This is a genomic window from Actinoallomurus sp. NPDC052274 (assembly GCF_040679475.1).
Taxonomy (GTDB): Bacteria; Actinomycetota; Actinomycetes; order Streptosporangiales; family Streptosporangiaceae; genus Actinoallomurus; species Actinoallomurus liliacearum.
Map to the genome: position 1 here is coordinate 1 of NZ_JBFAUT010000023.1, position 15,022 is coordinate 15,022.

12 protein-coding genes are annotated in these 15,022 nt (G+C 71.9%); 5 read left to right on the top strand and 7 right to left on the bottom strand.

Going from position 1 to position 15,022, the window contains the following annotated elements:
- Position 1: 1 nt before the first annotated feature.
- Positions 2 to 2,311: an AAA family ATPase gene (locus tag AB0K82_RS20585; RefSeq protein WP_364399012.1), complete on the bottom strand. Its 2,310-nt coding sequence runs from the start codon at positions 2,309 to 2,311 to the stop codon at positions 2 to 4.
- Between the two features lie 403 nt (positions 2,312 to 2,714).
- Between AB0K82_RS20585 and AB0K82_RS20590 the strand changes: the two genes are divergently transcribed.
- The 5 genes from AB0K82_RS20590 to AB0K82_RS20610 all read left to right on the top strand — a co-directional run bounded on the left by AB0K82_RS20590 (position 2,715) and on the right by AB0K82_RS20610 (position 7,785).
- Positions 2,715 to 3,563 carry an SAM-dependent methyltransferase gene (locus tag AB0K82_RS20590; protein ID WP_364399014.1) on the top strand — a complete coding sequence of 283 codons (849 nt, stop codon included), beginning with the start codon at positions 2,715 to 2,717 and terminating at the stop codon, positions 3,561 to 3,563.
- A gap of 183 nt (positions 3,564 to 3,746) precedes the next feature.
- The gene (locus AB0K82_RS20595) at positions 3,747 to 4,724 is read left to right on the top strand and encodes a hypothetical protein (protein ID WP_364399015.1); all 978 of its coding nucleotides are present in this window, start codon (positions 3,747 to 3,749) and stop codon (positions 4,722 to 4,724) included.
- 20 nt (positions 4,725 to 4,744) lie between these two features.
- Positions 4,745 to 5,509, top strand: a complete 765-nt coding sequence (locus AB0K82_RS20600; protein WP_364399016.1) for a class I SAM-dependent methyltransferase — start codon at positions 4,745 to 4,747, stop codon at positions 5,507 to 5,509.
- Positions 5,510 to 5,686: 177 nt separating this feature from the next.
- Positions 5,687 to 6,619 (top strand): SRPBCC family protein, encoded by a 933-nt coding sequence (locus AB0K82_RS20605; RefSeq protein ID WP_364399017.1) that lies wholly within the window; start codon positions 5,687 to 5,689, stop codon positions 6,617 to 6,619.
- The gene (locus tag AB0K82_RS20610) at positions 6,616 to 7,785 is read left to right on the top strand and encodes a zinc-dependent alcohol dehydrogenase (RefSeq protein ID WP_364399019.1); all 1,170 of its coding nucleotides are present in this window, start codon (positions 6,616 to 6,618) and stop codon (positions 7,783 to 7,785) included. Before AB0K82_RS20605 ends, AB0K82_RS20610 begins: the two co-directional genes overlap by 4 nt.
- Before the next feature lie 67 nt (positions 7,786 to 7,852).
- Here the strand turns inward: AB0K82_RS20610 and AB0K82_RS20615 are convergent, their stop codons facing one another.
- The 6 genes from AB0K82_RS20615 to AB0K82_RS20640 all read right to left on the bottom strand — a co-directional run bounded on the left by AB0K82_RS20615 (position 7,853) and on the right by AB0K82_RS20640 (position 14,955).
- Positions 7,853 to 8,089: a hypothetical protein gene (locus AB0K82_RS20615; protein WP_364399020.1), complete on the bottom strand. Its 237-nt coding sequence runs from the start codon at positions 8,087 to 8,089 to the stop codon at positions 7,853 to 7,855.
- 414 nt (positions 8,090 to 8,503) lie between these two features.
- Positions 8,504 to 9,295 (bottom strand): class I SAM-dependent methyltransferase, encoded by a 792-nt coding sequence (locus tag AB0K82_RS20620; protein ID WP_364399022.1) that lies wholly within the window; start codon positions 9,293 to 9,295, stop codon positions 8,504 to 8,506.
- Positions 9,296 to 9,314: 19 nt separating this feature from the next.
- Positions 9,315 to 10,463 (bottom strand): acyl-CoA dehydrogenase family protein, encoded by a 1,149-nt coding sequence (locus AB0K82_RS20625; RefSeq protein WP_345363067.1) that lies wholly within the window; start codon positions 10,461 to 10,463, stop codon positions 9,315 to 9,317.
- Positions 10,463 to 11,392: a hydroxymethylglutaryl-CoA lyase gene (locus tag AB0K82_RS20630; RefSeq protein ID WP_364399023.1), complete on the bottom strand. Its 930-nt coding sequence runs from the start codon at positions 11,390 to 11,392 to the stop codon at positions 10,463 to 10,465. Before AB0K82_RS20630 ends, AB0K82_RS20625 begins: the two co-directional genes overlap by 1 nt.
- Before the next feature lie 3 nt (positions 11,393 to 11,395).
- The gene (locus tag AB0K82_RS20635; protein ID WP_364399203.1) at positions 11,396 to 13,381 is read right to left on the bottom strand and encodes a biotin carboxylase N-terminal domain-containing protein; all 1,986 of its coding nucleotides are present in this window, start codon (positions 13,379 to 13,381) and stop codon (positions 11,396 to 11,398) included.
- A 2-nt stretch (positions 13,382 to 13,383) separates the two neighbouring features.
- Entirely contained in the window at positions 13,384 to 14,955 is a 1,572-nt protein-coding gene (locus AB0K82_RS20640) for a carboxyl transferase domain-containing protein (protein ID WP_364399205.1), read from the bottom strand.
- Positions 14,956 to 15,022 lie beyond the last annotated feature (67 nt).

The following is a 15,022-nucleotide window of genomic DNA, read 5'->3' on the forward strand; positions in this document are numbered from 1 at the left end:
CCTACCGGTCGAGCAGGCCGCGCGCGTGCGCGGCGGTGACACCGACACCGGCGAAGGCGGGATGGTCGCCGGCCAGCCGGTCCATCGTCGCGACGACCGCCCGGGCCCGCGCCCGGTCGCCCAGGGCGAGCACCGTCCGTACGAGCCACGGCGCCGCGGTGGGTTCGCTGATCAGCGTCCAGCGGCGCGTCGCGAGATCGTCGCAGAGCCGTCCGATCGTCTCCGCCGCCGCGGCCGCTCCCTCGCTGGCCACGGTGACCTGCGCCCGGGCCAGGAGGAGCCGCGCGTCGGCGTACGGTGAGCCGCAGTGGCACAGCGGCGGCCGCTCTCCTTCGGCGTAGCTCCGGGCCGCGCGCAGGTCACCGGCCCGCAGCGTCGCTGTGGCCAGCACCGAGAGCAGGTGCGAGGTGAGCACGTGCGGTCCGAGCGGGCTGGTGATCGCCAGGCCCGCCTCTGCCTCGGCGGCGGCGGCGTGGAACCGCCCCGCGGCCAGGTGCATGCGGGCGCGAAGGACCGCGGGCGCCGCCGCCCAGGCCAGGTGGCCGGCGGTCTCGGCCTCCTCCCCCGCGCTCTCCATCACCGCGCGAGCCTCCTCGATCCGCAGAACGTCGATCAGCAGCATCGCCAGGATCATCTGGGGATGGAGACGGCGGGCGTCCGCCGACATCGCGTGCCGTACGGCTTCGCGAGCCAGCCGCAACCCGTCGGTCAGCCGCCCCGAGCCCCACTCCGACAGCGCGAGGGTGATCAGCGCACCGGTGAGCAGGGCATCGCCGTGGCATTGCGCCGCGGACACGATCCGTTCGGCGTGGGCGCGGGCGCCCCTGTCGTCGCCCATGCCCGCCTGCGCGTTGAGCAGCACGAGCTCGGCCTCGTCGCGGAGTTCGCCGGACAGCCCAGGAAGGGCGAGGAGTGTGCTCGCCTCGGTCGCGGCCTCCCCCGTACGGCCCGTCAGGGGCAGGATCGCGGATCGCAGGCACCGCAGCCGTACGGACGTCTCGCCGGGCAGGGGCGTCATCAGTGCCGAGCCCACGAGATCGAGGGCCTCCTGCAGCCGGCCCGCCATGCTCAGGGCGCGGACGGCCGTCACCGTACGGGTGGGCCAGGCCGGATCGGTCGGGTCGGTGAGCCGGAGGGCGTGCGCGGCCAGTGCCGCCGCGGCCCGTGGCGAGTCCAGGAGCACCTCGGCGACCGCCCGGTCGAGGGCGGCCAAGGCACGGGGGTCGCCCGCCCGGACCCCCTGCACGAGGTGTGCGGCGGCGGCCGGCACCGCGCTGCCGCCCCGCTCCATCAGAAGATCCCCGATCTGCCGGTGCAGCGCCCGCCGGATCGGCGCGGGCACCGCGTCCGTGACCACCTGCCACAGCAGGCCGTTCCGGAACGCCAGTTCCTCCGGCGCGGCGACGAGGAGACCCTCGGCGAACGCCTCGTCGAGCTGGGGCAGCAGTGCGGCCGGTGTCGTGCCGAGCACCGCGGCGGTGTCCTCCAGGCAGAACGAGCGCCCGATGACCGCACCCACGCTCAACAGGTGGCGCGTTCCCGGACTGACCTGACCCAGCCGGTGCCTGATGTCGGCGCGGATCCGACGCGGGATCCGGGGGGTCACCAGGCGCGCGCGCCCGTCGACGACCTGTACCGTCTCCTCGTCGCGCAGCCCGGTCAGCAGTTCGGTCAGCAGGCCCGGGTTGCCGCCCGTCTCCGCCGCCAGCGCCAGCAGATCCGGGTCGGGCACCGCTCCCAGGATGTCGATCACGACCTCCCGCACGGTCGCGTCGTCGAACGGGTCGAGCGTGATCCGCGTCGCGCCGTCGCGCTCGAGCAGGTCGAACAGGCGGCCGGCCCCGATGACGCCGCCGGTCGTACGGCGGGCCAGCAGCCATACGACGGGACAGGAGACGAGCGTGCGCGTCAGCGTGTGCACCGCCGCGAGCGTGGCCGGATCGGCCCGCTGCAGGTCGTCCACGCTCACCAGCACGGGTCCTTCGCCGCCGCGTCGCTCCAGTTCGGCTAGAAGCTCGCCGACGATCCGCAGTCGCCGGCCCGGCCTGCCGCCCGGCCCCGCGTCGCCCGCGGCCGCCAGGCCGGCGAACGCGGACAGCAGTGGCTCGAGCGGCGCCGCCTCTCCGAACTCCCCCACTCCGCCGGCCGCCGTCGAGAGCCCCAGCTCGGCCGCCGTGCGGGCGGCACTCGCGAGCAGGAGGCTCTTGCCCGTTCCCGCCTCGCCCTCGATGAGCACGACGCCGGACCGCCCGGCCTGGGCCGACCGCACCAGTGCCGTGATGGCGTCCCACGCCCGTCCGCGGCCGCGCACCGTCCTTGCGTGGTGCCGCGTCTCGGCCCGTGAGCGCAGAGTGGCCATAAAAGTGGACATACCCGCTGCGCAGCCTGGGGCGACCACCGGGGCCATCCGGTGGTCGGCGCGGCCGCCGAACCCTCGTCCGGTGCGATCTGGGCGACCCGGACGTCTGTTTCAATCTTCAGCTCGCCGCCCGCGCCTGGCAGGCCCCGCAGGACCTCCGCGCCGACCGGACCTGAGAAACGCGTATTTCGGTAACGGCCTTTCTCCAGCCACAGATAGCCCGTTACCGGGCCCCTCAGCCGGCTCCGGCTCATCGGAACGGCCCCACACCGGTCAAGCCGCAGCGTGCCATGGGGGTTTTGCACGCACGCAAGCACCCATGACGGAATTCTTCGGACGCGTAAGGCTGTCTGTCATGGGATCGGTCGTCAGCATGCGGCGCTCAGCGTTCGATCGGGCGTGGCCGTACGAACCGGAGGAGGCGTACGAAGACGCCTCCGCGAGCGGGATCGACGCGGCCGCGCCGAACGTCGCCCGCGTGGACAACTATTACCTCGGCGGCAAGGACAACTTCGCGGTCGATCGAGACCTGGCCGAACGCGCGCTGCGCGAGGCGCCCGTCATCGCCAGGCTGGTGCAGGTGAACAGGGGCTTCCTGCACCGTACGGCCCGTTTCCTGGCCGAGGAGAGGGGCATCCGGCAGTTCCTCGACATCGGCTGCGGGCTGCCCACGGAGATCAACCTGGACGAGACCGTCCGGGAGATCGACCCGGACTGCCGCGTCGCCTACGTCGACAACGACCCCATGGTGCTGACCCACGCGCGTGCCCTGATGGCCGTGGACGGCGGTGTCGGGGTGTACGAGGCCGACCTGCGTGAGCCGTCGACGGTGCTCGGCGATCCGGACCTGCTGCGGCTGCTCGACCTGACCGAGCCGGTGGCGGTGTTCCTGCTGAACGTCCTGCCCTTCGTGCCGGGGAACCCACGCCGGATCGTGGACGAGCTCGTGCGCTACCTGCCCACCGGCAGCCACGTGGTGGTATCCCACGTCGAGCGCACGCCGGACCTGGAGGCGGTGGCCGACCTGTACGAGGAGGCGGGGCTCTCGTTCATCCCGCGCAGCCGCTTCGAGATCGCGCGGATCGCCCACGGCCTCGATCCGGTCGCCCCCTACCCGGCGGGCCTCCCGCTGTCGCGCTCCGGAGGAGAGCCGGACGCGGCCGACGCCGTGCCCCTCATCGGCTGCGTGGGCCGAAAGCGTTGAGGACCGGACCGCCGGGGTGGCGCGGTTCCATTGTGATTCGGGCTGAATCATCGTGCTATCTGCAGATGCCGGATAGGATCGGTGCGCCAGCGAGTGCGACCTCCCGAGCGCGTGATGCCAGCCGAAAGCGACCCGAAGCCTCTCTCCCAAATCGCGCAGGACATCGGGCTGACGATGTCCGATGTGGCGGTTTTCTCCGGGCTCGACGAGAGCACGATCTTCCGTTTGTGGGACAACGGCGACTGGCTGGATCGCGTCAGCGGCCGGTCGCTGCAGAGCCTGATGTCGTCGGTGCCGGGGATCGCCGAATACGCGATGGCGCACGCGCTGCTGAAACGGCGCACGACGCTCATCGCCAACCTCCAGGCCGAAGGGCTGGCCGTCAACCTGGACGCGCTGGAGAACTCGACGGTCTCCCGCCAGCTCCTGCTGAACGCCCTCGAGGCCGCGCTGTACATCGTTCGCGACGGCCCGAGCCAGCGGGTCTCCTCCTACCTCGCCCGCTTCTGGGGCCGGGAGCAGGACCGCGCGCTGGAGGCGCTGTTCTCCGCCGAGCCGGGACGTGGTCTGCTGGGCGACCCGCGACCCCTCGTCGAGGCGTCGATCGACCTGGCCCCGCGGCTGGGCCGCAAGACCTACTCGTTCCACTCGCTGCTCACCCTCAACATCCTCACCCACCAGGTCAGCAAGGTGGCCGGCCCGCCGGACGCCGACCTGGCGCTGCAGACGCCCGGCCGCCAGAGCGCCCTGATGATGCGCGGGGTGGTGATGGGAGCGCTGATCAGCTCCAATGACGTGGAGCTCGCCGAGAAGTACCGCCGGGAGCTGGAGCGCACACCGGTGTACGCCGCGCTGGAGGAATGGTCCTTCCCGACCTATACGCGGGACGGCCGGATCAGCTCCGACTTCACCCTGCCCAGCTCACTCCTGCTGCGGAACACCGCGGTCGAGGTGCTGCGGGAGATCAAGACCTACAACGACGCGTACCTGTACTACCTCGTGTCGACGTACCTTCCGCTCGCGCTTCGCCGCGACCCGACCTTCGGGCGGCGGATCACCGAACTGATCACGACACTCCAGCAACGCGCCGCCGGCTGCCGGGACAAACGAATCCGGGCCGCCTGCAATGATCTGGTGCGGCAGCTCAAGGGCGTGGTGTGACCATGCCAGAGGGGGGACGAATGGGCAGGACGTACCAAGACGTCGCAGACTTGACCCGGGAGCGGTGGGAGGCGAACACCGACTACTGGGTGAAGGTGATCCGGGAGCGCCGTGACCGGTACCGCACCGAGCTGACCGACCGGGCCGTCCTCGACGCGGTCGGCCGCTGCGCGGGCCTGCGGGTCCTGGACGCCGGCTGCGGCGAAGGGTACCTCGCCCGCACCCTGGCGTCCCGTGGCGCCCAGGTCATCGGCGTCGACGCCTGCCAGGGTCTGATCGACGCCGCGGACGGCCTGCCGGTCGAGGGCGCCGGTGCCGCCTCGTTCACCCGGGCGAGCGTCGACGCGCTGCCGCTGGAGGACGAGTCCTTCGACCTGGTGGTGTGCAACCACCTGTTCAGCCACCTGCACGACCCCTCCCGGGCGATCCGGGAGTTCGGCCGGGTGCTCAGGAGCGGCGGGCGGCTGGTGATCCTCACGCTGCACCCCTGCTTCTACACCGGGAACGCCGAGCGGGGCGCGAGCACGAGCGTGCCCGCGACGGAGTACTTCGCCGGGCGGGGCATCGATCAGCACTTCATGGTCGACGGGCTCCGCTCGCCCTCGAAGATCACTTCTTGGCTCCGCCCGCTGGAGTTCTACTCCAGGACCCTCCGGGACGCCGGGTTCGTCATCGCGGACCTGCGGGAGCCGCACCCGACGGACGAGCAGCTCGAGAACGACCCGTGGTGGCGGACGGGGTTCCCAACCGCGATCTTCATGCTCCTGGTGGCCGAGCGCCGGTGACCGCGGATTAGCCGATCTTTAAGCAAACCACCCACTAAACCGACATAACGGGGGGTAGGGCCGGGATTCGTAGGCTCCATTTCTTCTCTGGAGCGCCTCCGGCCGTGGGCCGACGACCTGAGCCGCGGCCGACCGCGGCGAACCTGCCGCGATCACGGCGAATCGGCAGGTGAAATCATGACTGATGAAGATCGGCGCAGAGCCAACCGTCTCGCTCGCACCCTAGGACTGGCCAGCCTCGGACTGGGCATCGCACCGCTGACCGCCTCCGATGTCGTGAGCCGGATCTGCGGCCTGGACGACTCGAGGACGGCGCGCGCGATGGTGCGCCTGGTGGGCGTACGAGAGCTGGCGCACGCGGCGCTGCTGCTGGGCAGCCGCCTGCCCGCCCCGCTCGTGTGGACCCGGGTCGCGGGCGGCGTCCTGGACCTGACCGCCCTGGGCCTGGCGGCCTCGAACCGGACGGGCATCCGACGCAATCGGGTCCTGGCGGTGACCGCGGGGGTCGTCGGGATCACCGCGGTCGACCTGTACGCCGCGGTGCGCGGGACCCGGCGCCGGGATCTGGAGCGCGTCCGCAGGAGCACCGTGGAGGCCGCCATCACCGTCAACCGGCCGCGCGACGAGGTCTATCACTTCTGGCACGACGTGGAGAACCTCCCCGAGTTCATGATCCACCTCGTCACCGTCCGTGACCTCGGCGACGGGCACTCCCATTGGAGGGCCACGGGTCCCCTGGGCAGGACCGTCGAGTGGGAGGCCGAGATCATCGACGACCGCCCGAACGAGCTGATCGCCTGGCACGTGACCCATGGGATCATCGCCGGCAACAGCGGTACGGTCCGCTTCACCGACGCGCCCGGCGACCGGGGCACGGAGGTCCGGATCACGCTGCACTACGCGCCGGCCGGAGGAGCGGCCGCCGCGGCGTTCACCCGCCTCCTGGGCGAGCACCCCGACCAGCTGGTCCGTGACGACCTGCGCAGATTCAAGCAGGTCATGGAGACCGGCGAGGTCGTCCGCTCCGAGGGCGCGCCGGAGGGGACGCTCACGAAGCGGCAGCTCAGGCGACGTCCGGCCCAGCCCTTGGTGAGAGGAGGACTGCGATGAGAGCCAACTGCTGGATGGGCCGCGGGAAGGTCAAGGTGCAGGACGTCCCGGACCCACAGATACTCAACAGCCACGACGCCATCGTGCGGATCACCTCGACGGCGATCTGCGGATCCGATCTGCACCTGTACGACGGCTTCATCCCGACGATGGAGAAGGGCGACGTCCTCGGCCACGAGTTCATGGGCGAGGTCGTGGAGGTCGGTCCGGAGGTCCGCAACCTGCGGCCGGGCGACCGGGTGGTGGTCCCCTTCCCGATCGCCTGCGGGAACTGCTGGGCCTGCGAGCACGAGCTGTTCTCGATCTGTGAGAACTCCAACCCCAACGCGGGGATGGCCGAGAAGCTCATGGGGCACTCTCCGGCCGGGATCTACGGCTACAGCCACATGCTCGGAGGCTTCCCCGGCGGGCAGGCGGAGTACGCACGGGTGCCGTTCGCCGACGTCAACCCGATCAAGATCGAGGACGACCTGCCGGACGAGAAGGTGCTGTTCCTGTCCGACATCTTCCCGACCGGATGGATCGGGGCGGAGATGGCGGACATCAAGCCCGGTGACGTCGTCGCGGTGTGGGGCGCCGGTCCGGTCGGCCAGTTCACGATCGCCAGCGCGTTCCTGATGGGCGCCGAACGGGTCATCGCGATCGACCGGTTCCCGTACCGGCTGCGCCGTGTCGAGGAGATGGGCGCCGAACCGCTCGACTACGAGGAGGGGATCGACGTCCCGGACGCGCTGCGCGACATGACGGGCGGGCGGGGCCCGGACTCCTGCATCGACGCGGTCGGCGCCGAGGCCCACCACGCCACGCCGATGTACGCCTACGACCGGGCCAAGCAGGCCACCCGGATGGAGACCGACCGGCCGTTCGTCCTGCGCGAGGCGATCATGTCCTGCCGCAACGGGGGGACCATCTCGGTGATCGGCGTCTACGGCGGGCTGGTCGACAAGTTCCCGATGGGCTCGTTCATGAACCGGTCGCTGACCATGCGGGGCGCGCAGTGCCACGTGCAGAGGTACCTACGGCCCCTGCTGGACCGGATCCGGCGCGGCGACATCGATCCCAGCTTCGTGATCAGCCACCACATGAGCCTGGACGACACCCCGCACGGCTACCAGATCTTCCGCGACAAGCAGGAGCAGTGCAACAAGGTCGTCCTGCACCCCTGAGCGTCCGCGACGCGGCCCGCCAACGGGGTCGGTGACGGGGTCGGTGTGGAACGCGCGGGCTCTTGCGTCACCGCTCTCGAGCCGGAGCGATGCGCAGGACGGCCTTGCCGCCGGCGATCGCGACCAGTGTGATCGCAAGGCCGTTCATCACGGAGGTCGCGCCCGCGTTCCCTGCCAGTTGGACGCTGAGGGACGTGCCGGGGGCGGTCCCCCGCAAGCTGATGCCCTCGCCGGCGATGGAGGTCACCTTCAGCTCGTTCACACCGACCCGGGCCGGCACCGGGATGCGATCGTGCGGAGACACCTGTACCTCGCATCGTCCACTCCGGCAGGCGCTGAGATCGGTGCCGTTCGCCGCGCGGGGCAGCCCTGTGCCGGACCCCGCCGAGGTCCGCGGCACCGGCCAGGGCGGCGATCCACGTGGCGGCATCGGATCGGCCGGCCGCGTCGCCGGTGCGGCGGCCGGCGACGTCGGCCCCGTCGGGGCGCCGCCTCTCGCCCGAGGTGACGAAGCCGTACGCGATCCGCCGTCCCCGCCTCCGCAGCCGGTGGCGGCCAGCGCTACGACCACCGCGAGCATCGCACGCCTGACCTCGCCCATCGCCGTCCTCTCCGGAGCCCCCTCGGCCCGGGCGCTCTGCCCGGGCTCACACTCCGATCCCTACCCTGGGCGATGAGATGACTACCGATCCGGACGGCCGCCGGGAGTCGCCGGTTGTCATGCCAGGCTTTCGGCCTGACGTGTCCCCGCCCACAGCGTCCAGTGGTCGGCCTCGCGGATCGGTTCGCCGTCCGGTAGCCGCTCATCGATGTAGTCGGCGATTTCAACGAGTTGGGCGTCGCTCAGCTCGTGCAGGATCGAACGGCCTGTACGCGCCAGAATGTCCGCGCGCACCTCGGTCTTGTCCGCGTACTCACGGCGTACCTCCCGCAGGGACAGAGTACGTAGGCGGCCAAAGCCTGCGGTGCGCATCGCCTGCTCCACGGCCGCCGCTGCCGGCCGCCTGCCGCGCTCGACCTCGAGCAGAGAGGGGAAGCGCTCGAAGAAGTAGCCGCGCAGGTGTGTCGGGCTACCCGGCCGGTCGACGTCCTCGATCGTCCGGTCCTGCACGATCAGGGTGCCGCCGGATGCCAGCAGCCGATACGCCTCCGCGAAACATCCGTCGAGGTCGGCCACGTGATGGATCAAGGCCCGTTCGAAGACGATGTCGCCGCAGCCGTCCGGCAACCCGGTGGCGAGCGCATCGCCTTGGTGGAACGTGAGCCCCGCCAAGCCGCCGAGCCGTTCTCGTGCGGCGGAAAGCATCGCGGCGGAGAAATCCACGCCCATGACAGAGGCGGCGCCCAGGCCCAGCCAGGCCGGGCTGTACACGCCGCCACCGCATCCCACATCGAGCACGTGACGGCCTGCCGGCTCGACCAGGGAACGGATGGCGGCCGTCCAGTCCGCGCGCACCTCGCGCTCCGCGTAGGTGAAGCGGTTGGCGTTGTCATGGAAGTCGATGGGCATGAGCCGGCGGTGGCGGGCGTCAGCGGGCGGGGAGGCCGAGGTGGCGGGCGATGAGCATCCGCTGGACTTCGGAGGTGCCCTCGCCGACCTCCAGGATCTTGGCGTCTCGGTAGAAGCGGCCGACCGGGTACTCGTTCATGAAGCCGTACCCGCCGAAGATCTGCGTCGCGTCGCGGGCGTTGTCCATGGCGGCGTTGGAGGCGACCAGCTTGGCGATCGCCGCCTCCTTCTTGAACGGCTCGCCGGCGAGCATCCGCGCCGCCGCCGCGTAGTAGGCGAGCCGCGCCGTGTGCGCCCGCGTCTCCATGTCCGCGACCTTGAACTGGATCGCCTGGTACTCCCCGATCGCGCGGCCGAACGCCATGCGTTCGCGCACGTACTTCAGGCACTCGTCCACGCAGCCCTGGGCGAGACCGACCGACAGCGCGGCGATGGCGATGCGGCCCTCGTCCAGGATCCGCAGGAACTGGGCGTAGCCCCGGCCGCGCTCGCCGACGAGGTTCTCCTCCGGGACGCGGACGTCGTCGAAGGACAGCTCCCGGGTGTCGGAGGCGGACCAGCCGACCTTGGAGTACTTCTTGCCGGCGGTGAACCCCGGCGTGCCCGACGGCACGATGATCGTGGAGATCTCGCCGTCGCCGGTCAGCGCCGCCACGGTGACCGCGGCGGTGACGTCGGTGCCCGCGTTCGTGATGAACGCCTTCGACCCGTTGATCACCCAGTGCCCGTCCTCGAGGCGCGCGGTGGTGCGCATGCCGCCGGGCACGTCGGTGCCGCCGCCGGGCTCGGTCAGCCCGAACGCCGCCAGCCGCTCACCCGAGCACAGCCGGGGCAGCCACTCGCGCTTCTGCTCCTCGGTGCCGAACCGGTGGATCGGCATCGCGCCGAGGGAGACACCCGCCTCCAGCGTGATCGCGACGGAGGAGTCCACGCGGGCCAGTTCCTCCAGCGCGATGCACAGGGCGAAGTAGTCACCGCCCATCCCGCCGTACTCCTCGGGGAAGGGCAGCCCGAACAGCCCCATCTTCCCCATCCGGGCGACGATCTCGTACGGGAACGCCTCCCGCTCGTAGTAGTCGCCGATGACCGGCGCCACCTCGTCCCGGGCGAAGGTCTCGACGGTACGGCGCAGCGCCTCGTACTCCTCGTCGAGGGTGAATCCGATCATCATTCGCTCCCTTGTTCTCGGGACAGGGCCTGGACGACGCGGGACGGGCTGGGGCGTCCGAGACGTTCGGCCATCCAGAGGCTCGTCTCGGCGAGGCGGCGTACGTCGACGCCGGTCTCGATGCCCAGACCGTCGAGCATCCACACGAGGTCCTCGGTGGCCAGGTTCCCCGTCGCGCTCTTGGCGTACGGGCAGCCGCCCAGGCCGCCCGCCGAGGCGTCGACGGTGGTGACGCCGCGGCGGAGCGCGGCCAGGGTGTTGGCGAGCGCCTGCCCGTAGGTGTCGTGGAAGTGCACGGCGAGCCGCCCGGCGTCGACGCCGGACTCCAGCAGCGCGCCGATGAGGGCGGTGACGTGCCCCGGAGTCGCCACGCCGATCGTGTCGCCCAGGGACAGCTCCGTGCAACCGAGGTCGAGGAGGCGGGTGGCGACCGAGACGACCTGCTCGATCGGCACGTCGCCCTCCCACGGGTCGCCGAAGCACATCGAGACGTACGCGCGCACGTCCAGGCCGCCCGCGCGGGCCCGCTCGACGACGGGCGCGAACATCTCCACCGACTCGTCGACCGTCCGGTTGAGGTTGCGCCGGGCGAACGTCTCGGTCGCGCTGCCGAAGATCGCGATCTCGGTGACGCCCGCGTCGAGGGCCCGGTCGAGGCCGCGCTCGTTGGGCACCAGCACCGGGTAGCGGACGCCCGCCGCGCGCTCCAGCCCGCCGAGCAGCTCGGCGGCGTCGGCGAGCTGCGGCACCCACTTCGGGTGCACGAAGCTCGTCGCCTCGATCACCCGCAGCCCGGCCCCGGCGAGGCGGGTGATGAACTCCCGCTTCACCTCGACCGGGACGACCGCCGATTCGTTCTGCAGGCCGTCGCGGGCTCCGACCTCGTAGACCGTGACCTTGGCGGGCAGCCCGTCGAGTGGCACGCGCATCGTTCAGTCTCCCTTCGGGGTGACGACGGCGAGGACCTCGTCCAGGGCGACCTGCGCGCCGGGCTGGACGGTCAGCTCGCCGACCACGCCGTCGACCGGCGCGGTGACGGTGTGCTCCATCTTCATCGCCTCGACGATCACCAGCGGCTGGCCGGCGACGACCTCGTCCCCGTCGGCCGCCTTGACGGCCGCGACCGTGCCGGGCATGGGGCTGCGCACGGCGCCGGCCGCGACGGTGGTCTCGGCGGTCCGCGCGGCGAGCGGCTCGGTCTCCTTCAGCGACCAGACCCGCCCGTCCCGGCCGAGCCAGCACACGTCACCGTCGCGGACGCACGTGAAGCGCGTACGGTCCCCGGCGTGGTCGACGAGCAGGTGCGCGCCGTCGCGGCGGGCCGCGACCCGTACCGGATCGCCGCCGTCGACCGAGACCTGCGCGTCGGCGGCGCGGCCGCGGATCCGCACCTCGCGGCCGGCGATCCGCCAGGTCGTCCAGGCGGGCTCGCCGAGCCGCCAGCCGTCCAGGACGTCCCACGGGCCGGGGTCGGGCGTCTCCAGCGCGAGCATCCGCTCCAGCGCGGCCGCGGCCAGGACGTCCCCAGAGATCTCACCGTCCGCCGGGTCGGCCGGACGACGCTCGACCAGGCCGGTGTCGAGCCGGCCCGCGGCCACGTCCGGATCGGCCAGCAGCGATCGCAGGAACGCGACGTTCGTGCCGACGCCCAGCAGCGTGTACGAGGCCAGCGCCTGGTCGAGCCGGCGCAGCGCGCTCGCGCGGTCCGGCCCCCGGGCGATCACCTTGGCGAGCATCGGGTCGTACGAGCCGCCGACGACCGCGCCCTCGTGCAGCCCGGAGTCGACCCGCACGTCGAGACCGTACGGTTCGTCGAGCAGCAGCACCCGGCCGCCGGTGGGCAGGAAGCCACGCGCGGGGTCCTCGGCGTACACCCGCGCCTCGACCGCGTGCCCGTCGAACGCCACCGCGTCCTGCCCGAACGGCAGCGGCTCCCCCGCCGCGACCCGCAACTGCAGCTCCACCAGGTCCAGGCCCGGCCGGCCGTCGATCGCGACCGCGCCCTCGGTCACCGGGTGCTCGACCTGCAGCCGGGTGTTCATCTCCATGAAGAAGTACTCGCCGGGGCGGTCGGCGGACACGATGTACTCGACCGTTCCCGCGCCGACGTAGCCGACGGACCGTGCGGCGGCGACGGCGCTGGCGCCCATCGCGGCCCGGATCCGTTCACCGTCCGGACCGGCGAGCAGTGGGGACGGCGCCTCTTCGACGATCTTCTGGTGGCGGCGCTGCAGGCTGCACTCGCGCTCGCCGAGGTGGACGGCGCCCCCGTGCGCGTCGGCGAACACCTGGATCTCGATGTGCCGGGGCTGGTCGATGTAGCGCTCGACGAGGAGCGTGTCGTCGCCGAACGCCCCGCGCGCCTCCCGCCGGGCCGCCGCGATCGCGTCCCGCAGCTCCGCCGGGTCCTCGACCCGGCGCATGCCCTTGCCACCGCCGCCCGCCGACGGCTTGAGCAGTACGGCCGCGCCGACGTTCAGCCCGACCTCCATGGCCGCGGCGGCCAGCTCCTCGTCGCTCAGCCCCGCCTCGTCACGACCCGGGACGACGGGGACACCGGCGGCGGCGACCGTGCGCTTGGCGCGGATCTTGTCGCCCATCGCGGTGATCGCGTCCGGCGGCGGGCCGACGAAGACGATCCCGTGGTCGGCGCACGCGCGGGCGAGGTCGGGGTTCTCGGCCAGGAACCCGTAGCCGGGATGCACCGCCTCGGCGGCCGTCCGCGCGGCCGCCGCGACGACGCCCTCGACGTCGAGGTAGCTCGCCACCCGTACGGCGGCGTCGGCCTCCCGTACGTGCCGGGCGTCCGCGTCGGCGTCGGTGTAGGTCACGACGGACCGGACGTCGAGCCGGCGCAGTGTACGGATGATCCGGCAGGCGATCTCGCCGCGGTTGGCGATCAGGACGGAGTTGAACATGGTCACATCCGGAAGATGCCGTAGCCGACGGGTTCGAGTGGAGCGTTCGCGCAGGCGGCGAGGGCCAGGCCGAGCACCCGGCGGGTGTCGAGGGGGTCGATCACGCCGTCGTCCCAGAGGCGCGCCGTCGAGTAGTACGGGCTGCCCTGCCGCTCGTACTGTTCCCGGATCGGCTTCTTGAACTCCTCTTCCTCCGCGGCCGGCCACTCGTCGCCGAGCTGGTCGCGGCGTACGGTCGCCAGCACCGACGCGGCCTGCTCGCCGCCCATCACGGAGATCCGGGCGTTCGGCCACATCCACAGGAAGCGCGGCGAATAGGCGCGGCCACACATCGCGTAGTTGCCCGCGCCGAACGACCCGCCGATGATCACGGTCAGCTTCGGCACCCGCGCGCACGCGACGGCGGTGACCATCTTGGCCCCGTGCTTGGCGATGCCCCCGGCCTCGTACTCCCGGCCGACCATGAAGCCGGTGATGTTCTGCAGGAACACCAGCGGGATCGAGCGCCGGTCGCACAGCTCGATGAAGTGCGCGCCCTTCAGTGCCGACTCGCTGAACAGGATGCCGTTGTTGGCCACGACCCCCACGGGCTGCCCGTGGATGTGCGCGAACCCGGTGACGAGCGTCGGCCCGTACCGCTCCTTGAACTCGTGGAACCGGCTGCCGTCCACGATCCGCGCGATCACCTCGCGCACGTCGTACGGCGTCCGGGAGTCGGGCGGGACGATGCCGCGCAGCTCGCCCGGGTCGAAGGCGGGCTCTTCGGCCGGGATCGTCGGCCACGGCGCGGGGCCCGGCGGCTCCAGCGTCGAGACGATCGACCGGACGATGCGCAGCGCGTGCGCGTCGTCGTCGGCGAGGTGGTCGACGACGCCCGAAACGCGCGAGTGCACGTCTCCGCCGCCCAGGTCCTCGGCGCTGACGACCTCCCCGGTCGCGGCCTTCACCAGCGGCGGGCCGCCGAGGAAGATCGTGCCCTGCTCCCGGACGATGACGGTCTCGTCGCTCATCGCCGGGACGTACGCGCCGCCGGCCGTGCACGACCCGAGCACGGCGGCGATCTGCGGGATGCCCTGCCGGGACATCGTCGCCTGGTTGTAGAAGATCCGGCCGAAGTGCTCCCGGTCGGGGAAGACCTCGTCCTGCTTTGGCAGGAACGCTCCCCCCGAGTCGACGAGGTAGACGCACGGCAGCCGGTTGTGCAGCGCGACCTCCTGGCCGCGCAGGTGCTTCTTTACCGTCATCGGGTAGTACGTGCCGCCCTTGACGGTCGCGTCGTTGGCGATGATCACGCACTCGCGCCCCGAGACCCGCCCGACGCCGGCGATGACGCCCGCCGCCGGGGCCTCGTCGTCGTACATGCCCGTGGCCGCCAGCGGGGACAGCTCCAGGAAGGGCGAACCCGGATCGAGCAGCGCGTCCACCCGGTCCCGTGGGAGCAGCTTGCCCCGCGCGACGTGCCGCTTGCGGGCGCGCTCGGAGCCACCCTGGGCCGCGCGGGCCAGGCGCTCGCGCAGCTCGGTGGCGAGCGCGAGGTTCTCCTCGGCGTTGCGCTCGAACGCCGCACCGCGCACGTCGACGCGGCTCACCAGCCGCGGAGCTTCCGACACAGGCCCTCCTGTTAACGATCGTTAACAAGTC